Source organism: Mesorhizobium sp. CA15, assembly GCF_020165215.1.
Taxonomy (GTDB): domain Bacteria; phylum Pseudomonadota; class Alphaproteobacteria; order Rhizobiales; family Rhizobiaceae; genus Mesorhizobium.
The window spans coordinates 43,112-62,420 of sequence record NZ_JAIUHQ010000021.1 but is presented as its reverse complement, the minus strand read 5'-3'; the positions used below and the strand labels follow the sequence as shown (position 1 = coordinate 62,420).

20 protein-coding genes are annotated in these 19,309 nt (G+C 64.3%); 5 read left to right on the top strand and 15 right to left on the bottom strand.

Annotated features, from left to right (window positions below):
- Positions 1 to 17: 17 nt before the first annotated feature.
- The 8 genes from pyrF to LB515_RS25035 form a co-directional block, all read right to left on the bottom strand.
- Entirely contained in the window at positions 18 to 701 is a 684-nt protein-coding gene (gene pyrF / locus LB515_RS25070) for an orotidine-5'-phosphate decarboxylase (protein WP_224709313.1), read from the bottom strand.
- Positions 702 to 724: 23 nt separating this feature from the next.
- Entirely contained in the window at positions 725 to 1,321 is a 597-nt protein-coding gene (locus tag LB515_RS25065; RefSeq protein WP_224709294.1) for an NADPH-dependent FMN reductase, read from the bottom strand.
- 72 nt (positions 1,322 to 1,393) lie between these two features.
- A complete protein-coding gene (gene pmtA / locus LB515_RS25060) occupies positions 1,394 to 1,996 on the bottom strand; it encodes a phospholipid N-methyltransferase PmtA (RefSeq protein ID WP_224709293.1) in 603 nt (200 codons plus the stop codon).
- A 146-nt stretch (positions 1,997 to 2,142) separates the two neighbouring features.
- On the bottom strand, positions 2,143 to 3,270 hold the full coding sequence (gene dnaJ, locus LB515_RS25055) for a molecular chaperone DnaJ (protein WP_095769451.1): 1,128 nt from the start codon (positions 3,268 to 3,270) through the stop codon (positions 2,143 to 2,145).
- Between the two features lie 201 nt (positions 3,271 to 3,471).
- Positions 3,472 to 5,388, bottom strand: a complete 1,917-nt coding sequence (gene dnaK / locus LB515_RS25050; RefSeq protein ID WP_140845306.1) for a molecular chaperone DnaK — start codon at positions 5,386 to 5,388, stop codon at positions 3,472 to 3,474.
- A 521-nt stretch (positions 5,389 to 5,909) separates the two neighbouring features.
- Positions 5,910 to 6,878 carry a substrate-binding domain-containing protein gene (locus LB515_RS25045; protein WP_095769453.1) on the bottom strand — a complete coding sequence of 323 codons (969 nt, stop codon included), beginning with the start codon at positions 6,876 to 6,878 and terminating at the stop codon, positions 5,910 to 5,912.
- 18 nt (positions 6,879 to 6,896) lie between these two features.
- Positions 6,897 to 8,192, bottom strand: a complete 1,296-nt coding sequence (locus LB515_RS25040) for an ABC transporter permease (RefSeq protein ID WP_224709292.1) — start codon at positions 8,190 to 8,192, stop codon at positions 6,897 to 6,899.
- Positions 8,189 to 9,784, bottom strand: coding sequence for a sugar ABC transporter ATP-binding protein (locus LB515_RS25035; protein WP_224709291.1), 1,596 nt, complete (start codon positions 9,782 to 9,784; stop codon positions 8,189 to 8,191). Before LB515_RS25035 ends, LB515_RS25040 begins: the two co-directional genes overlap by 4 nt.
- 218 nt (positions 9,785 to 10,002) lie before the next feature.
- On the opposite strand from LB515_RS25035, the gene LB515_RS25030 reads away from it, so the two are divergent.
- A complete protein-coding gene (locus LB515_RS25030; protein ID WP_095769456.1) occupies positions 10,003 to 11,022 on the top strand; it encodes a LacI family DNA-binding transcriptional regulator in 1,020 nt (339 codons plus the stop codon).
- Here the strand turns inward: LB515_RS25030 and LB515_RS25025 are convergent.
- The 4 genes from LB515_RS25025 to LB515_RS25010 all read right to left on the bottom strand — a co-directional run bounded on the left by LB515_RS25025 (position 11,012) and on the right by LB515_RS25010 (position 14,942).
- Positions 11,012 to 11,812, bottom strand: coding sequence for an inositol monophosphatase family protein (locus tag LB515_RS25025; RefSeq protein ID WP_140845309.1), 801 nt, complete (start codon positions 11,810 to 11,812; stop codon positions 11,012 to 11,014). The genes LB515_RS25030 and LB515_RS25025 overlap by 11 nt on opposite strands.
- Positions 11,813 to 11,879: 67 nt before the next feature.
- Positions 11,880 to 12,878, bottom strand: coding sequence for an LLM class flavin-dependent oxidoreductase (locus tag LB515_RS25020; protein WP_224709290.1), 999 nt, complete (start codon positions 12,876 to 12,878; stop codon positions 11,880 to 11,882).
- Between the two features lie 3 nt (positions 12,879 to 12,881).
- On the bottom strand, positions 12,882 to 13,703 hold the full coding sequence (locus LB515_RS25015; RefSeq protein WP_224709289.1) for an arylamine N-acetyltransferase family protein: 822 nt from the start codon (positions 13,701 to 13,703) through the stop codon (positions 12,882 to 12,884).
- Between the two features lie 147 nt (positions 13,704 to 13,850).
- Entirely contained in the window at positions 13,851 to 14,942 is a 1,092-nt protein-coding gene (locus tag LB515_RS25010) for an AI-2E family transporter (RefSeq protein WP_224709312.1), read from the bottom strand.
- Here LB515_RS25010 and LB515_RS25005 point away from each other — a divergent pair.
- The 3 genes from LB515_RS25005 to LB515_RS24995 all read left to right on the top strand — a co-directional run bounded on the left by LB515_RS25005 (position 14,860) and on the right by LB515_RS24995 (position 16,822).
- Complete coding sequence (locus tag LB515_RS25005) at positions 14,860 to 15,159, top strand: hypothetical protein (RefSeq protein WP_224709315.1); 300 nt, start codon at positions 14,860 to 14,862, stop codon at positions 15,157 to 15,159. The genes LB515_RS25010 and LB515_RS25005 overlap by 83 nt on opposite strands.
- Positions 15,160 to 15,280: 121 nt before the next feature.
- Positions 15,281 to 15,706, top strand: a complete 426-nt coding sequence (locus LB515_RS25000; protein WP_224709288.1) for a carboxymuconolactone decarboxylase family protein — start codon at positions 15,281 to 15,283, stop codon at positions 15,704 to 15,706.
- A gap of 276 nt (positions 15,707 to 15,982) precedes the next feature.
- Complete coding sequence (locus LB515_RS24995; RefSeq protein WP_224709287.1) at positions 15,983 to 16,822, top strand: helix-turn-helix domain-containing protein; 840 nt, start codon at positions 15,983 to 15,985, stop codon at positions 16,820 to 16,822.
- A gap of 27 nt (positions 16,823 to 16,849) precedes the next feature.
- Here the strand turns inward: LB515_RS24995 and LB515_RS24990 are convergent, their stop codons facing one another.
- The gene (locus LB515_RS24990; RefSeq protein WP_224709286.1) at positions 16,850 to 17,911 is read right to left on the bottom strand and encodes an LLM class flavin-dependent oxidoreductase; all 1,062 of its coding nucleotides are present in this window, start codon (positions 17,909 to 17,911) and stop codon (positions 16,850 to 16,852) included.
- Positions 17,912 to 18,139: 228 nt separating this feature from the next.
- Here LB515_RS24990 and LB515_RS24985 point away from each other — a divergent pair, with 228 nt between their 5' ends.
- Positions 18,140 to 18,568, top strand: a complete 429-nt coding sequence (locus LB515_RS24985) for a DUF6481 family protein (protein WP_224709285.1) — start codon at positions 18,140 to 18,142, stop codon at positions 18,566 to 18,568.
- Between the two features lie 73 nt (positions 18,569 to 18,641).
- On the opposite strand, the gene sugE is transcribed toward LB515_RS24985, so the two are convergent.
- Both sugE and LB515_RS28225 read right to left on the bottom strand, forming a co-directional pair.
- On the bottom strand, positions 18,642 to 18,956 hold the full coding sequence (sugE, locus tag LB515_RS24980; RefSeq protein ID WP_224709284.1) for a quaternary ammonium compound efflux SMR transporter SugE: 315 nt from the start codon (positions 18,954 to 18,956) through the stop codon (positions 18,642 to 18,644).
- A gap of 187 nt (positions 18,957 to 19,143) precedes the next feature.
- Positions 19,144 to 19,269, bottom strand: coding sequence for a hypothetical protein (locus LB515_RS28225; RefSeq protein ID WP_095769470.1), 126 nt, complete (start codon positions 19,267 to 19,269; stop codon positions 19,144 to 19,146).
- Between the last annotated feature and the right edge of the window lie 40 nt (positions 19,270 to 19,309).

The window sequence follows — 19,309 nt, the reverse complement described above, 5'->3', positions numbered from 1 at the left end:
CGAAAGAGGGCCGGTCCTCAGGCGGATTGCATTTCGGCGAGGATCGCCTCGGCCGCAGCGCGCCGATCCGGCGCGGCGACGATCGGCCGGCCGACGACCAGGTGGCTGGAGCCGTTGCGGATCGCCTGCGCCGGCGTCACCACGCGTTTCTGGTCGCCATGCTCGCTGCCCGCCGGCCGGATGCCCGGCGTCACAACCGCCAGGTCGGGTCCGACGATGCGGCGCACCGCCTCGGCCTCCTCAGCCGAGCAGACGATGCCGCCCATGCCGGCATGCAGCGCCTGTTCGGAGCGCCGGAGCACCAGCGTGTGCGGGTCGTATTCATAGCCGGCGTCGATCACGTCCTGCTCGTCCATCGAGGTCAGCACCGTCACGCCAAGCAGGCAGAGCTCGCTGCCCCTGGCCGCCTTGACAGCCGCTCTCATGGTTTTTGGATAGGCATGCAGCGTCAGCATCGTCATGCCCATCTTGACGATGTTCTCGACGCCCTTGGCGACCGTGTTGTCGATATCGAGCAGCTTCATGTCGAGGAACACTTTCGTGCCGCCGCTGGCGAGCTCCCGCGCGAAGTCCAATCCGCCGGCGAAGGCGAGCTGGTAGCCGATCTTGTAGAAGGAAACGGCGCCTTCGAGCTCGCGCACCGCCTTCTCGGCCTCTTTCAGCGTCGGCAGGTCCAGCCCAACGATCAGCCTGTCCCGCATGGTGTCGGCCTCCGCGAAATTGATCACGCCTCGATCCGGGTGGACAGCATGCGCGAGGTTTCGATCAGTGTACGGCATAGGCGCTCCATCGATTGCTGTAGTCTGGCGTCCCTGAATTGTCCGTCCTCGGCGAAGGCTTCGCTGGCCTCGGAGACGGAGCATTCGGGCGTGATCACCTCCATCTGGCAGCGCACCAGCACCGCGCGCAGATGGTTGATGCAACGTATGCCGGCGAACTTGCCCCCTGAGGACGAACAGAGCCCGACCGGCTTGCCGGCAAGCGGCCTAAACGTATGGCTGCCCTCGCGCCGTACGCGGCTCACCCAGTCGATCGAGTTCTTGAGCAATGGAGGGATCGAGCCGTTATATTCGGGCGTCGCGATCAGCAGCCCGTCATGCGCGGCAATCTGCCGGCCGAGCTTGATGGCGTTTTCGGGGATGCCTTTTTCCTTTTCCAGGTCCTCGTCCATGATCGGCAGCGGATAGTCGCCGAGCGAGATGCGCGTCACCTCCGCGCCCTGCATGGCCAGTTCCTTCTGCGCCACGTCGGCGGTCCGGCCGCTGAAGGCGCCGGTCCGGACCGAGCCGGCGAAGACGAGGATTCTTGGGATCACGGGCATTGCTTCGCAAAAGGCAGTAGGGAATAGGCATTAGGAGAGTGGTTTCCTGACTATTCCCTACTGCCTACTGCCTTATCTCTCCCTTCGGTAGATCCACAGCTGCGTCGGCGGGATGTTGCGGAAGATGAAATCGAAATGCTCGACCGTGTAGTCGCCGCGCCCGGCCGGGATCGGCGACAGCGGGCCATAGGTCAGCTGCACGATCGGCCGTCCGGCGGGAATGCGGTCGAGCAGGCTTTCGATATAGGCGATGCGCTGGGCGACGGGGAAATTGAGCAGCGGCACGCCGGAGACGACCGAATCGAACACCATGTCGCGCTTGTCGCCGAGCGTGGCATTGAGATTGAAGGCGTCGCCTTCGATGACGTTGACGCCGGGATAGAGCCCGCGCAGATGGCGCACGAAGTCGGTCGAATATTCGACCGCGTAGAGGTTTTCGGGCTTCACGCCCTGGGCCAGGATGGCGCGGGTGATGACACCGGTGCCGGGCCCGACTTCGAGCACCGGAAGGCCCGATCTCGGATTGACGATCGACGCCATCTTGCGGGCGGTGACGGAACTGGTGGGAACGATCGAGCCGACCGTTTTCGGCTTGTCGATCCAGCCTTTGAAGAACTTCAGCTCGTCGTCGAATTTTTCGGCCAGCGCTTTGCGCAACCCGGGACTACGTGCCATCACGAGCTCTCCTCAATGCTCAGCCTCCCGCTCCGCTACTTAGCAGGTGGGTGGGACAAGGCAAGGCGTCAAGCTGGCATAAGGTGTTGATGACACTAGGGCACCGGATCGCCCCCGATGCCGTGCGAAATGCGCGCCTGCGGCAATCAGTTTTCGCCGAACGACTCGAAGAAGTCCTTCATGCGCGCGAAAAAGCCGCTCGACTGGGGCGAATTGTCCTTCGAGGAGATCTGCTCGAACTCTTCCAGCAGTTCGCGCTGGCGGCGCGTCAGGTTCTGCGGCGTCTCGACCGCCGTCTGGATGTAGAGGTCGCCGACATTGGGCTGGCGCAGCACCGGCATGCCTTTGCCCTTCAAGCGGAACTGGCGGCCGTTCTGCGTGCCTTCCGTCACCTTGACCTTGGTCTGGGTGCCATCGAGCGTGGTAACCTCGAAGGAGCCGCCAAGGGCTGCCGTCGTCATCGAGATCGGCACCTTGCAATAGAGATCGGCGCCGTCGCGCTGGAAGAATTCGTGCGGCTTGACCGCCAGGAAGATGTAGAGGTCGCCGGGCGGTCCGCCGCGCAGGCCCGCCTCGCCCTCATTGGCCAGCCGGATGCGGGTGCCGTCCTCGATGCCAGCCGGGATGTTGACCGACAGCGAGCGCTCCTCGGTGACGCGGCCCTGGCCGGCGCATTTCGGGCAGGGGTCCTTGATCGTCTGGCCGCGGCCTTGGCATTGCGGGCAGGTGCGCTCGATCGAGAAGAAGCCTTGCGTGGCGCGCACCTTGCCGTGGCCGTGGCACATCGAGCAGGTCACCGGCTGCGTGCCGGGCTTGGCGCCGCTGCCGGAGCATTCCGAGCACGAGATCGAGGCCGGCACGCGGATCTGCGCCGTCTTGCCGGAAAAGGCTTCTTCCAGCGTGATTTCCATGTTGTAGCGGAGGTCGGCGCCGCGCTCGCGGCCGCCCGACGAACGGCGCTGGCGGCCGCCCATCATGTCGCCGAAAATATCCTCGAAGATGTCGGCGAAGCCGCCGGCGCCGAAACCGTGCGCGGCGCCGTTCATGCCGCCCTCGAAGGCGGCGTGGCCGAAACGGTCATAGGCGGCGCGCTTCTGCGGGTCCTTCAGCGTCTCGTAGGCTTCGTTGATCTCCTTGAACTTGTGCTCGCAGGCGTGGTCGCCGGGGTTGCGGTCGGGATGGAACTGCATGGCGAGCTTGCGGAAAGCGCTCTTGAGTTCCTTGTCGTCGGCGCCTTTTTGCACGCCCAGCGTTTCGTAGAAATCAGCTTTCATTTTTTCCCGCTGTCCGGATGCTCAATGTCTTCAAGCATTGTTGGCGACGTTTGCCGGCACGTTCTTGGATTTAGGAGCGATGTTTCCCGGATGCTAGTACTAAGCCGGGCCGCTCCGGGTTTTTCTGTCACTTTTTCGACTGGGGTTGCAAAAAAGCCCGGCCTTCCGCCGGGCTTTTCGCATGATCCGCCGTCAGCCGGCTCAGGCCGACTTCTTCTTCTCGTCGTCTTCGTCGATTTCCTCGAAGTCGGCATCGACCACGTCCGAATCCTTGGCCGCGTCCGCCTTGGCGTCGGCTTCGGCCGCTTCCTTCTGCGAGGCCTCGTACATGGCCTGGCCGAGCTTCATCGACACTTCGGCGAGCGACTGCGACTTGGCCTCGATGTCGGCCGGGTCGTCGCCCTCGGCTGCGGTCTTCAGCGCGGCTATCGCGTCCGAGATTGCGGTGCGATCAGCCTCCGAGACCTTGTCGCCATAGTCCTTCAGCGACTTCTCGGACGAATGCACCAGCGCTTCGGCCTGGTTGCGGGCCTCGACGAGGGCACGGCGCTTCTTGTCCGCGTCGGCATTGGCCTCGGCGTCCTTCACCATCTTCTCGATGTCGGCGTCGGACAGACCGCCCGAAGCCTGGATGCGGATCTGGTGCTCCTTGCCGGTGCCCTTGTCCTTGGCCGAGACGTTGACGATGCCGTTGGCGTCGATGTCGAACGTGACCTCGATCTGCGGCACGCCGCGCGGCGCCGGCGGGATGCCGACGAGGTCGAACTGACCGAGCATCTTGTTGTCGGCCGCCATCTCGCGCTCGCCCTGGAAGACGCGGATCGTCACCGCCGACTGCGAATCCTCGGCGGTCGAGAAAGTCTGGCTCTTCTTGGTCGGGATCGTGGTGTTGCGCTCGATCAGCCTGGTGAACACGCCACCCAGCGTCTCGATGCCCAGCGACAGCGGCGTCACGTCGAGCAGCAGCACGTCCTTGACGTCGCCCTGCAGCACGCCGGCCTGGATGGCGGCGCCAAGCGCCACGACCTCATCCGGGTTGACGCCCTTGTGCGGCTCCTTGCCGAAGAACTGCTTCACGATCTCCTGGATCTTGGGCATGCGGGTCATGCCGCCGACCAGGACCACCTCGTCGATCTCGCCCGCCTTCAGGCCGGCATCCTTGAGCGCCGCCTTGCAGGGGTCGATGGTGCGCTGCACGAGATCTTCGACCAGGCTCTCGAATTTCGCCCGGGTGAGCTTCATCGTCAGGTGCTTCGGGCCGCTGGCGTCGGCGGTGATGAAGGGCAGGTTGATCTCGGTCTGCGTCGTCGACGACAGCTCGATCTTGGCCTTTTCCGCGGCCTCCTTGAGGCGCTGCAGCGCGAGCTTGTCGGCCTTGAGGTCGATGCCCTGTTCCTTCTTGAACTCGGCCGCCAGGTACTCGACGAGGCGCATGTCGAAGTCCTCGCCGCCGAGGAAGGTGTCGCCATTGGTCGACTTCACCTCGAAGACGCCGTCGCCGATCTCCAGCACGGAAATATCGAAGGTGCCGCCGCCAAGGTCATAGACGGCGATGGTCTTGCCGTCCTTCTTCTCCAGGCCATAGGCAAGTGCGGCGGCCGTCGGCTCGTTGATGATGCGCAGCACCTCGAGGCCGGCGATCCTGCCGGCGTCCTTGGTCGCCTGGCGCTGGGCGTCGTTGAAATAGGCCGGAACGGTGATGACCGCCTTCTCGACCTTCTCGCCGAGATAGGCTTCCGCCGTCTCCTTCATCTTCTGCAGGATCATTGCCGAGATCTGGCTGGGCGACTGCTTCTTGCCGCCGGCCTCGACCCAGGCGTCGCCATTGTCGCCCTTGACGATCTTGTAGGGGACGAGCTTCTTGTCCTTCTCCGTCACCGGGTCGTCATAGCGGCGGCCGATCAGGCGCTTGACCGCGAAGATGGTGTTTTCCGGATTGGTGACCGCCTGGCGCTTGGCCGGCTGGCCGACGAGACGTTCGCCGTCGCTCGAAATGGCGACGATGGAAGGCGTCGTGCGCGCGCCTTCAGCATTCTCGATCACCTTGGGGTCCTTGCCATCCATGATGGCGATACACGAGTTGGTGGTGCCGAGATCGATACCGATAACTTTTGCCATTGTTCTAATCTCTCCTCTAAGCAGGCTCTCTGGACCCTTCAAAAGGCGTTCCGACGAAAGCCCCTGTTCACAAGAAATCCCGTCATGGTCCCCGCTTTTTAGGGCTGGACGGCTGGCGCGTATATAAGAACAGGCGACACAAGGCGCAAGCATCCTGCGCAAGCTGTCCATCGTCTCGGCAGCGACCCGCAAGACACCCGTCGCGCTCTGCGCCTGAGCCGGTCCGAGGTCGATCTATCTCACTGTTCCGGCTTGGGTTTTTTAAAGCGGTGCCGCTTAGGACACACAGATCTGCCGACCGCGAAGGTCAGGACTTGCTGTTTCGGGCGTGACTTTCGGTCGCGAAAGAGCGGAAAACCAGCATTGCGGCGACGCTTCGCGCATCCGGCGGCAAGCTGTGGGGAGCGCCTGGCGCTCGGGCAAACCCCTGCCGGGCGCGTGGCCCGGCAGGGGTTGCGGACTTCAAGCAATTCCACGAAAAGCCGCAGCGGTTTTCCGTTCGGAATTGCGTCGAACAGAAGCTAGAGCCCGTTGTCCTTCAGGATCTTGGCGGCGTTGTCCTTGGTGATCTTTTCCGTCGGCAGGGTGATGGTCTTCTCGACCTTCTCCCCTTTCAGGAACTTGATCGCCTGGCGCAATCCCTCGGCGCCCGGCGTGACATAAGTGAAGGTCGCGGTCAGCTCGCCCTTGTTCACCATCTGCACGCCTTCGTTGGGCAGGCCGTCGATGCCGATGAACTTGATGTCCTTCTCGCGCCCGACATCCTTGGCCGCGAGATAGGCGCCATAGGCCATCGGATCGTTGTGGCCGTAGACGAGATCGATCTTCTCGTTGGTCTTCAGCGCGTTGGCCATGATGTTATAGGCCTGGTCCTGCTTCCAGTCGCCCGACTGCTGGTCGAGCAGGTACTTGATGCCCGGCTCCTTGTCGGTGAATTCATGGAAGCCGTCATGGCGGTCATGCGCCGGCTGCGTGCCCATGCCGCCCCAGATCTCGACGACGTTGCCGGCCGCCTTGCCCTTGCCGCCCAGGAGCTCGACGGCATATTCGCCAGCCGCCCGGCCGATCAGCTTGTTGTCGCCGCCGACGAACTGCGTGTAGTCCTTGGTTTCGACATTGCGGTCGAGCACGAAGACCGGGATCTTGGCGTCGATCGCCTGCTGCACCACGCCGGTCAGGCCGGCCGATTCCTTCGGCGAGACCAGCAGCGCGTCGACCTCCTGGCGGATCAGGTTCTCGACGTCGGCGACCTGCTTTTCGGTCTTGTCCTCGCCGTCGGTGATGATCAGCTCGACCTCCGGGTGCTTGGCGGCTTCCGCGATGATGTCCTTGTTGAACTGGGCGCGCCAGGGTTCGATGGTCGTCACCTGCGAGAAGCCGATCTTCCACTTCTTGTCCTGGGCAAAGGCATGGTTGCCGGAAAAGAGCGCGGTGGTCGTCACAAGCGCCGCCGCGAAGGTGGCGAGCTTCAGCATATCACGTCGTTTCATGGTCCTGTTTCCTCCGGATTATAGAGACGAGGTCTCCTGTGACGGTCGCTTTGCTGCGGCCGTTTCCTTTTGCGCCGCCCGTCCGCCGGGCAGGCGCAGATAACTGAGAAGATCGCCGGCGTTGCGCTCCTGCACGAGCACGGTGCCGATGATGATCGCCCCCTTCAGCACCAGCTGAAGGTTCGAATTGATGTTGTGCAGCTGCAAGATATTTGACAGCAGGCCGAAGATCAGCACACCGCAGAAGGTGCCAACCAGGCTGCCGCGCCCGCCCATCAGGCTGGTGCCGCCGATGACCACGGCGGCGATGGCGTCGAGCTCCAGTCCGGCGCCGGCATCGGGCTTGCCTTGGCGGTATTGGGCCACGTAGAGCACCGCCGCGATGCCGGCGAGCAGGCCCGACACCGCATAGGTGGCGATCTTGACGCGCCCGGCGGCGATGCCGGAAAGCCGCGCCGCCTCCTCATTGCCGCCGATGGCGTAGACATAGCGGCCGAAGGGCGTGAAGCGCAGCACCGCGCCGTAGATCACGACCGCGCCGAGGAAGAACAGGCCCGGCATCGGCACGATGCCGAACACCAGCGAGCGCAGGATCTCGAAATCGGCGGTGGCGTTCGAGCCGGTATAGACCGGCAGCACCGCGTTGTTCTGGCCGGCGGTGAGCCTGGCGATGCCGAGTGCCGTCACCATCATCGCAAGTGTCACGATGAAGGGCTGCAGCCGGCCGGCGACGATGATGAAGCCGTTGATGGTGCCGAACAGAAGGCCGACGCAAGGCGCCACCAGCAGCACGCCGAGCACGCCGAACTTGGTCTCGACCTGCGGCAGCAGGTACCACAGCGAAAGGCAGCACAGCGCCACGCCGACGACGCCCGGAATGATCAGCCCGCGCGCCTTGTCCAGTCGCGCGTCGCGCCCGGCTTCCGCCCCGGCGCGGGATTTCTCGATGTTGAGCAGGATGAAGCGGGTGGCCAGCACGCCGAGGCAAAGCGCCGCCAGCACGGTCGTCGGCACGCCGAGCGCCGCCGACGGCGTGACGCCCGGCACGGTGAGCAGCATGGCGCAGACAACCGAGCAGATCGCCATCAGCGAGCCGACGGAAAGATCGATGCCGCCGGTCAGGATCACCGCCGTCATGCCGGTGGCGATGAGGCCGGTGGTCGACACCTGGCGCAGCACGTCGAGCAGGTTGCCGTAGGACAGGAAGATGTTGTTGCCCTTGGAGCTGATCGGCGAGCCGAACACGCCGATCAGGAAGATGGCGATCAGGCCCCAGTAAAGCTTGGTGCGGGAGACAAGGCTGATGAGGTTCATGCGGCTGGTCTCGCTGCCCGTCTTGGTGTGGCAAGTCTTGGCGCGGCAAGCCGCATGATCGCCTCCTCGCTGGCCTCGGCGCGGGACAGGATTCCACGCTGGCGGCCCTCGGCCATGATCAGGATGCGGTCGGCCAGATGCAGAAGCTCGGGCAGTTCGGAGCTGATCACGGCAATCGCCAGCCCGTCGCCGGCCAGCTTGAAGACGAGGTCGTAGATTTCGCGCTTGGCGCCGACATCGATGCCGCGCGTCGGCTCGTCGAGCAGAAGCACGCGCGGCCGGGTCGCCAGCCACTTGCCGATCACCACCTTCTGCTGGTTGCCGCCGGACAGCGTGCCGGCGGCCTGCTCGATGCTTTCGCAGCGTATGCCGAGCGCGCCGACCGCGTCGCGTGCCAGGCCGCGCTCGCCCGAGCGCGAGCGCAGGCCGAAGCGCGCCAGCGCGCCGACCAGAGGCAGCGCGACATTGTCGGTGATCGAGGCTTGGAGATGCAGGCCTTGCGTCTTGCGGTCCTCAGTCACCAAAGCAATGCCGAGCCGGCGGGCCTCGCGCGGCGAGCCGATCTCGACCGGCACGCCGTCGAGCCGAATCTCGCCGCCGGTGCGGCCGCCGCTGGAGCCGAAGATCGCCTCCAGGATCTCGGTGCGGCCGGAACCCAGCAGCCCGCCGATGCCGAGGATCTCGCCGGCCGCAAGGTCGAAGCTGACGCCGTCGATCATCGTGCGCCAGCCATGCCGGTCGGGCTTCGACAGCGACAGGTCCCTGACCGAGAGCACCGCTTCGCCGCCGGGGGCGCGCTCATGATCGGAGGAAGCGAGAAGATCGCGCCCGACCATGGCCGTGATGATGGCGTCTTCGTCCAGCCTTGCCATGTCCCGCGTCAGCACGTGGCGTCCGTCGCGCAGCACCGTCACCCGGCTGGCCAGATGCATGACCTCGTCGATGCGATGCGAGATGTAGACGATCGCAACGCCGCTTGCCGCGAGCTGGCCGATGATGCGGAACAGTCTCTGGCACTCGGCCGGCGACAGCGCCGAGGTCGGCTCGTCCATGATCAGGATGCGCGCCGACTTCGACAGCGCCTTGGCGATCTCCACCAGTTGCTGCTCGCCAACCCTGAGCGTGCCGACACGTGCCTCGGGATCGAGCTCGATGCCGAGACGCTGCAGCAGCGCGCTGGCAGTGCGGCTGCTCGCCTTGCGGTCGACGACCAGCCCGGCGATCAGCTTTTCGCGGCCGAGGAAGATGTTGTCGGCGACGCTGAGCTCGGGGACGAGGTTGAGCTCCTGGTGGATGATGGCGATGCCGGCGTCCTCAGCGTCGCGGACGCCGGTGAAGCGGACTGCCTGACCGTCCATCGCCACGGCGCCTTCGTAGTCGGTATAGACGCCCGACAGGATCTTCATCAGCGTCGACTTGCCGGCGCCGTTCTCGCCCATCAGCGCATGCACCTCGCCGGGCCTGAGGTCCAGGCTCACATCGGACAGCGCGGCGATGCCGCCGAACCGCTTGGAAATGCCGGTCGCGCTCAGGACGACGGTTGGACCGTCGGCGGCCGCATTGCCAGTCGTGGTGGAATCAACGCGCTGCATGGCAAAGGACGGCCTCCCTCCGTCGTCTTCGATTGTTTGAACGCTAATCTAAACGTTTCGAATGTGTCAAGCGCATATCTGGTCACTAAGGATTGTTGCATTTCAATTCTTGCGAAAAATGCCGGATTTGCGTAGGTTTGGCCAAATAGGGGTGGCTAAACGTTTCGAAAATGACGGTGTCAGGGCGGAAAAAACAGCGGAAATCCACGGCGCCGACCATGCTGCATGTGGCTGAGGCGGCGCGTGTGTCCGTGGCCACCGTATCGGCAGTGCTCAACGGCACCGCCACCGTCAGTCCGGAGCTTACCCAGCGCATCGAGCAGGCGATCCGCGACATCGGCTACAAGCGCAACGCCATTGCCCGCAGCCTCAAGATGGGCACCACGCGGACCATCGGCCTGACCGTGCCGCATATCACCAACCCGTTCTTCACCGATGTCGTTTCGGTCATCCAGCAAGCGTTCGACCGCGCCGGCTATGCCGTGATGCTGTGCTGCACGGACGAGGACCTGAACACGCAGGACGACCAGATCCGGCTGCTGCTCGACCGCATGGTCGACGGGCTGATCGTAGCGCGCGTCGGCGACGGCGGTATCCTGAAGGGCATCGTCGGGGACGCCAACGTGCCGGTGGTGCTGCTCGACCGCCTCTGCGAAGGCGTCGACACCGATGCGGTGGTGCTGGACAACCAGCGCGCGGTGTTCGACGCCGTCACCTATCTGATCCATCTCGGCCATCGCCGCATCGGCTATATCACCGGCGCCTCCGACATATCCCCCATGCATGACCGCATGATCGGCTACCGCGAGGCGCTGCAGGCCGCCGGCCTGCCCGTGGCGGAGGAGCTCATACGCTCCGGCAATTTCCACGAGATCGACGGCTATAACGCCACAATGCAGCTGCTTTCGCTGCACGACCGGCCAAGCGCGATCTTCTCGGCCAACAATCCGATGGTGATCGGCACCATGAAGGCGATCCGCGACATCGGCCTCAGCTGCCCCGAAGACATTTCGGTCGCCTGCTTCGACGATTTTCCCTGGTCGGACGTGTTCGTGCCGCAGCTGACCACCGTGGCGCAGCCGGTGCAGGCGATCGGCGAACAGGCGGCGAACCTCCTGCTCGACCGGCTGGCCGGCAACAGGGAGGCGCCGCCGCGCAAGCTCGTCCTGAAGGGCCGGCTGATGATCCGCAATTCCTGCCGGCCGCTGGGCGCGCTCGCGCAGAGCGTCAGCGCGTAAATCCGAAGGAGCTCTCGCCTAGCAGCTGCAGCCTCGGAAAGATGCCCCGGCCGCCGGCGACCACACGGGTGCCTTTGCCGATCACCGTCTTGGGGTCCGCTTTCAGCACCGTGCCGCCGGCCTCTTCGACCAGCAGCATGCCGGCCAGGCAATCCCAGGCGTTCATGTGCTCCTCGAGATAGCCGAGCAGCCGGCCGGCCGCCGCATAGGCAAGCATGAGCGCTCCGGAAGCATTGCGGTAGAAGACGCCGCCCTCGCCCATGATCAGGCCGATAAGAATGACGACATTCGTGGTCGAGGCGCGGTTGGAGAGCCCGGTGCCGACGGCGCCGTCGGAAAGCGACGCCGCATTGCTGGCCTTGATCGGCTTGCCGTTGAGGAAGGCGCCGCCGCCGCGGCGGGCGTAGAACGTTTCGTCGGTCGAGGGTTCGTGGATAACGCCGACGATCGTCTCGCCATCCCTGGCGCAGGCGATCACCACGCACCAGGCGGGAATCCCGCGCACGAAATTGGCGGTGCCGTCGATCGGGTCGATCACCCAGACATGACCGGTTGTTCCGGTCACCGCCGCGTGCTCCTCGCCGACGATGCCGTCTTGCGGATAGGCCTCCGCGATCGCGGCGCGGATGAACAGCTCAACCTCGCGGTCGGCCTCGGAAACCAGGTCCTGGTGGCCCTTGCTCTCGACGGCCAGGTTGTCGAGGTCGCGAAAATATTTCAGCCCCAGCTCGCCGGCGCGCCGCGCCAGGTCGATGGCAAAATGCATGCGGTCGTCGAGATCATGGGTCATGTGCAGGCTCGCGCGTTGGCGGGGAGCCTGCCCTTAACAGATGGGTATGTCAGAAGCCATGGCGCCGTCAGGCCGCCTTCGACATCGATTTGTGCACGTCAGCGAGGATCTCGAAGGAGCGCACGCGCGCCGCATGGTCGAAGCACTGCGCCGTCACCATGAATTCATCGGCGCCGGTGCGGCTTATGAAGGCGTCGATACCTTGGCGCACCGTCTCCGGCGAGCCGACGACGGCGCAGGACAGCGCCTGGGCAAGCATGGTTTTCGCCGCAGGATCGAGGTCGCGGTCGTAATTCTCGACCGGCGGCGGCAATTGGCCGGGCCGGCCGCTGCGCAGATTGACGAAGGCCTGCTGCAGCGAGCTGAACAGAAGCTTCGCCTCGGCGTCCGACGGCGCGGCGAAGACATTGAGGCCGAGCATGACATAAGGCTTGTCGAGTTGCGCCGATGGCTGGAAGCGCGTGCGATAGACCTCCAGCGCATGATCGAGCTCGGCCGGGGCGAAATGCGAGGCGAAGGCGTAAGGCAGGCCGAGAAGGGCTGCGAGCTGCGCGCCATAGAGGCTGGAGCCGAGGATCCAGACCGGCACGCTCTGGCCCTCGCCGGGCACGGCGCGGATGCGCTGGCCTTCCTCGGCCGGCTGGAAATAGCCCATCAGCTCGACGACGTCCTGCGGGAAATTGTCGGCGCTTTCGAGATTCCGCCGCAGCGCCCGCGCGGTCAGCATGTCGGTGCCCGGCGCGCGGCCGAGGCCGAGATCGATGCGGCCGGGGAAAAGTGCGGCCAGCGTGCCGAACTGCTCGGCGATCACCAGCGGCGCATGGTTGGGCAGCATGATGCCGCCGGCGCCGACGCGGATCGACTTCGTCCCGCCGGCAACATGCGCGATCACGACGGACGTCGCCGCGCTCGCAATGCCCGGCATGTTGTGGTGCTCGGCCAGCCAGTAGCGCCGGTAGCCCAGCCGCTCGGCATGGCGGGCAAGGTCGAGCGAATTGGCAAGCGACTGCGAGGCGGTGCTGCCTTGCGTGATCGGCGACAGGTCGAGAACCGAAAGGGCCGTCATTGGTCAGGTCTCCACGATGCGTTTTTCCCGCAGTCTCGCCTCGAAGGCAGCGCGGTCGGGAATGACGATGGCGAGCTGGCTCTCCAGCACGCCGGCGAGCTCAGCAGCCGTCGCGATCTCGCGCTGCTCGCTGCGGCCGCCGGCATGATGTGTCGACAGCCGGTTGTTGCGCAGCGCATAGCGCCGGTCGGGCAAGGCGAGCGCGGCCACCAGGGTCGACAGGAAATGCGAGCTCGGATGCGTCGACAGGAAATGGCTGCCGACCAAGTAGTCGACCTCATAGGCCTGGCTCATGTCGAAGCGGTAGAGCGTGCGCCAATCGCTGCCAATGCCTGCTTGCAGGCGAAGATCGTCGCCGGTCTCGACGATGCGGAAGGCCTCGTGCGGTGTCTGCTGCACCAGCCCGGGCTCAAGCAGCAGCGGCGCCGTCAGTGTCAGGCCGCCGAAGCCGACATCGGCAATGTAGGTGCGGCCGCCGAGCTCGACGCGCAGCAGCATATGGCTGCGCGCGGTAACGGCATCGTCGGGCTGGCCCCACAACACGCGCGCCGCCAGCCCGCTGGTCGTGAAGCCGAGCGCCTTCAGCGCATGCATGAAGATGAGATTCTGCTCAAAGCAATAGCCGCCGCGGCCCCGGCCAAGAATCTTGTCCTGCAGCGAGGCGATATCGAGCCCGACGGAAACGCCCATCAAGGCGTCGATGTTCTCGAACGGGATCGCCTGCGGGTGGGTTGCGTGCAGCGCCTGCAGCGTGGCGAGCGAAACGTCGGTCGGCCCGTCATAGCCGATGCGGGCGAAATAGCCATCGAGATCGAAGTCGCTCATTCAGGGGCAGGTCCGGCTTGACCGGCCCGATATAGGCACTGCCCGCCAACGCTGCAAATAACGGCCACGCTTTGCGATTGGGCCACATGCCAATGCATGTCGCCCGGAAGTGCGCAGCGGTTCTCGGACTTTTCAGCGCGATGCGCTTTAGGCCGGTTTGTGATTGTTTTCGGCCGGCTCTTCCTCGATGGCCATGGACTGCTGCGCCGCCAGGAAGTTGCCGACATGGCTCAGGCCCTCGAAATGGTCGCAGAAGACCTTGATGACGACCAGCAACGGCACCGCCATCAGCGCGCCGACGAAGCCCCATAGCCATGACCAGAAGGCGATGGCGATGAAGATCGCCACCGCATTGATCTCGAGGCGCCGCCCGACCACCGTCGGCGTCACGAACTGGCCTTCGATGATGTCGCACAGCACCACGAAGGCCGGCGCCAAGAGCGCATAGGCGATCGTGTCGAAGCTGATCAGCGCGATGACGGCGACAATCACGACCGTCATCAGTGCGCCGACATAGGGCAAGAAATTCAGCAATGCCGCCATCGCCCCCCAGACGAGCGGGTTGGGCATGCCGAGCCCCCACAAGCCCAGCCCGATCACCGTCCCGAGACTTACATTGATGATGGAGACCGTGAGCAGATAGTGCGAAATCTCGCGCTCAACGTCATAGACGATGCGCAGCGCCCGCTTCTTCTGCGTCATGCTGGCGAAGGATTGGACGATCTTCTCGTAGAACAGCGTGCCGGAGGCGAGCAGGAACAGCGACAGCACGAAGACGATGGTGATCGCCGTGCCTGCTTCCAGGATGTTGCTGGCCGCCGTGGACAGGATGCCGGAAGGCGCTACCGCGACCTGCTGAAGGCCGGGTTCCTGAGACGTCTCCGTCAGCGCCTCCAACTGATGTGCGAGGTCCATCATTCGTTCGAGCGGCCGCTTGAACGGCGCCAGCCGCTCGGTGAGCTGCTGGCCGATCGAATAGCTGTTGTTGATGAGGTCGATGACCGGACCGCTGAGCAGATAGCCTGCGGCGGCGAAGACGAAGATCGAAAGCAGCACCAGCAGCGTCGCCGAGACAACCTCAGGGATGCCGTGCTTGCGCAGCAAACGCACGATGGGCGTCAGCGTCAGCGCCAGCAGGAAGGCGAGTATCACCGGCATGAAGAAGGCGCGCGCGAAGTACAGCGCCGCCGCCGTCATCAGAATGAAGATCCCGATCACCAGCGACCGCGTCAAGCGCATGTCCGCCCGGGCGCTGGCACGCGGATCAGGGCTTTCGGCAACGCTCGCGCCCGAAACGATCGGCTCGGCTTTCATCGGTTCCCCTTGCAAGCCCACCACCCAAACAATGAATATGCATGGCAGGCTTTTGGGCGAAACGCGGGAGTTCCGGGCAAGGTTCCATGAGCCGGCTGTCCGCGGCATCGCACATGCGGTCGCGCTATTACATGACGTGTAATTGAGCCGCTGCGCCGGCCAGGCCTAATACGGGGCAGGCTTTTGCGACGACAGAGCAGAAGGCTGGCGCGGCGACGACTTCGTCCGCGCGATCACATCCGATTTTGCAAGAGGACGTTACAATGCAAAGGTTCAACCTCCAGACGATCGGCTCGGCACCCGAAAAATCCAGGCCTGCGCTCAAGGCGTTGGAAGAGAAGTTCGGCTTTCTTCCGAACGTCATGGCGACTATGGCCAACAGTCCGGTGCTTCTCAACGGATTCGTCGCCACCTTCGGCAGTTTTCACGGCGGCAGCTTCGATGAAATCGAAAAGCAGGTCCTGCTGCTTACCAATGCGGTGACGATCAAGTGCCCCTGGACCGTTGCCGCGCATTCGACATTCGCCATCGAAGACGGCATCGACGAGGGCGAAGTCCAAGCGATCCGAAAGGGCAGGCTGCCAGCCAACCCGAAATACGCGGCGCTCTCGGCGTTGACGAAGACGTTGATCGAAAAAAAGGGAAACGTCACCGATGCCGACATCGATGCGTTCACCGCGGCGGGTTAGTCGAAAGCCCAAGTTCTGGAGGTGGTGACCGGCGTCGGCGTTTCGACCATGGCGGCAACCACGACCAACATGGCCGGTACGCCGATCGAGGAGCGCTTCCGGGCGCAGGCATGGTCTCCGCTCGCGGTGGCAGCCTGACCCGCATAAAAACCGAGACCTGGAGCGCGACGCACTTCAGCGTGATTGGCGGCGCATGGATCGGCACGATCCCTGCGCCGCCAAAACTTGAGCCGGATTGAAGCGTATCGCAGCGGCGGTGCCCGAGGATTGCTCACCATGAACCCGTCGAATATCAGGACAGGCATGACGCCCGATCTGGGTGTGCTCTTGCGCCAATGGCGCGATTTGCGCGGCACAAGCCAGCTCGATCTGTCGCTTGATACCGGCATCTCCCAACGACAGATCAGCTTCATCGAAAACGGACGCAGCGTGCCCAACCGCGAAACCCTGATGGCTATCGCCCGGGGGCTCGATGTGCCTTTACGCGAGCGTAACACATTGCTGCTCGCCGCGGGCTATGCGCCGATGTTTTCCGAAAGCGCGTGGGATTCGGTGGAAATGAAAAGCGTTACCGGCGCCCTGACGCGCATCCTGCGGCAGCACGAGCCCTTTCCAGCAGTCGTGATGGATCGCTACTGGAACGTGCTCATGGCCAATGAATCCGCGCCGCGCTTCTTCGGCTGCTTCATCGACATGTCCGCCCGCCAGGGACCGCGCAACATGTTGCATTTGATGTTCGATCCGCAAGGCATGCGTCCGTTCCTCGCCAATTGGCCCGATGTCGCCAGGAGCTTGTTCGAGCGTGTCTATCGCGAATCCATCGGCCGCGTTGTCGACGAAAAGACGAAGGTCCTGCTGGCGGAATTGCTCGCCTATCCGGATGTTGAAAACGAATGGAAAAACCCGGTGGCACTGGGCTTCACGCCAGTCATTCCGCTGGGGTTCGTCAGGGAAGGTAGGGTTCTCAACTACTTTTCGATGGTCACCACGGTCGGGACGCCGCAAACCGTCGCTGCCCAGGAACTGCGTGTCGAGTGCATGTTCCCGGCCGACGAGGCAACCGAGACGCTTCATGCCGAAATGATGGCCGTCGGCGCCGGGCATCCAGCGGCCTAGCATCTGGAGACCGGCGTCGACTACCGCTCAGTCGACCGGCGCCGCGGTGGCGGGCGCGGTTTTGGCCGTCTCCTTGCGCACGATCGGCGCCACCCTGGTGCCGTAAAGCTCGATCGCCTTCATGATCTTGGCGTGCGGCATGGTGCCGATCGCCATCTGCAGCAGGAAGCGGTCGTTGCCGAAGATCTTGTGCTGGGCGACGATTTTTTCCGCCACGGCCTCAGGATTGCCGACGAAGAGGGCCCCACTGGGACCCCGTGCGTGATCGAAATGCGCGCGCGAGGTCGGGCCCCAGCCGCGCTCGCGGCCGATGCGGTTCATCACCTCGGCCTGCGGTCCGTAGAAATCGTCGGCCGCCTGTTCGGTCGTCTCGGCGATGAAGCCGTGCACGTTGATGCTCGTGGCGAGCCTGGCCGGATCGTTGCCGCTGCGCCGCGCCGCCTCGCGATAGATATCGAACAACGGCGCGAAACGCGCCGGCTCGCCGCCGATGATGGCCAGCGCCAGCGGCAGGCCGAGCACGCCGGCGCGCGCGGCGGATTGCGGCGTGCCGCCGATGGCGATCCAGACCGGCAGCTTTTCCTGCAACGGACGCGGATAGACGCCGCGGTCGTTGATCGGCGCGCGCAGCTTGCCCTGCCACGTCACTGTCACCTGATCGCGGATCGCCAGCAACAGGTCGAGCTTCTCGGCGAACAGCTCGTCATAGTCCTCGAGATTGTAGCCGAACAGCGGGAAGGATTCGATGAAGGAGCCGCGCCCGGCCATGATCTCGGCGCGGCCGCCGGACAGAAGATCAAGCGTCGCGAATTGCTGGAAGACGCGCACCGGATCGTCGGAGGAAAGCACCGTGACCGCGCTGGTCAGACGGATGCGCTTCGTGCGCTCGGCCGCCGCGGCCAGCGCCACCACCGGCGCCGAGGCGGCATAATCTGGACGGTGATGCTCGCCGAGGCCGAACACGTCGAGGCCGACCTGGTCGGCCAGCTCGATTTCCTCGATGAGGTTGCGCAGCCTCTCATGCGGGCCGATCGCGCCGGGGCCCGGCTCCGGGCTGACATCGGCGAAAGTGTAGAGACCGAGTTCCATCTGGTTGCGTCCTCAATGTTCATGTCAGCGTTTGTCGTCGGCGCTAGAGGTAACTATCCCCCGTTCTGCCCGCCAGACGCGCGGTCTGTGAACAGTGCATCGCGCTGCCGGGCCGTATCCCTGCGGCAACAAGCCCGGATTTTTCATGGCTGCCATACCGTTTTGGCGCTTGAACTTAGCGCTTTCACGCGTATGTAAGCGTCGCGAATAGACTGCAGGGAAGTACACTTGGCTATCTACAGGGAAAAAGACATTTTCGAGCGGCGCAATGCCGCGAACGAGGCAAAGAAGGCGCTGCTCGAGCGCTTCAAGGCAAAGCCGGCGGCGGATGATCCAATAGTGCTGGCTCGCCAGGCCGAACGCAAGGCGATCCTTGAGGCCCGCGCCATTCGCGAGGCGGAAAAGGCAAGGCTGAAGCAGGAAAAGCTGGCACGCGAAGCGGCCGAGAAGGCCGAGCGCGAGGCGATTGCCGAAGCGGCGCGTCTCGCGGCGGAAGCGGCGGCGGCCGAAGAGGCCAAGCGCCGCGAGGCCGAGGAATCCGAGCGCATCGCTTTCGAGCTTGCCGATGAGGCCGCGCGCAAGGCCAAGCGTGACGCACGCTACGCCGCCCGCAAGGCACGTGTCGGCCGTACGCCTCCGGGCTTCTCCGCCCGCTAGGTTCGGATTCGTTGGAACATTAAGTCAGGGTCGCCGAAAGCGGCCCTGAATGCGTTTGTGCTACGATAGCAGGCTAGGCGACCAGTTTAAGCCCGACGATGCCGCAGACGATCAGGCCGATACAGGCGAGCCGGACGATCGTCGCCGGCTCGCCGAGCAGCCAGATGCCGAGCAGCGCCGTGCCGACGGTGCCGATGCCGGTCCACACCGCATAGGCCGTGCCGACAGGCAGCGTCTTCAGCGCCAGCCCGAGCAGGCCGAGGCTTACGATCATCGAGGCGATGGTGAGAAGGGCCGGCAGCGGCTTGGAGAAGCCGTCGGTATATTTGAGGCCGATGGCCCAGCCGATCTCGAACAGGCCGGCGAAGAAAAGAAAAATCCAGGACATCGAAGACACTCCGTCATTCCAGCATCGCCTGAGATGCTTGGCGGCGGGTCGTCCCGGCCGGTTTTCGGGGAAGCGAGGTCGTCCTCGCCCTTTGATATGGGGTGGCCTCGATCAACAAAACACCGGCAGCATTGTCATGCCGCCGGTTCAAAGTCAGCATTGAGCCGGGTCGGCCGAATTCGGCCGCTTACTTTTCCTTGATACGCAACGCCTTGACCGGCGGCGCCTTCGGAGCCGGGGCCGCGGCGGGCTTCTTGGCGTCCTTCTTCGGCTTGCGGGCTTCCTTGCCCGCCTTCATCGCACCTTTAGCCATGATTCGCTCCTCCGATTGTGGACGTGCGAGTGAAACAAGA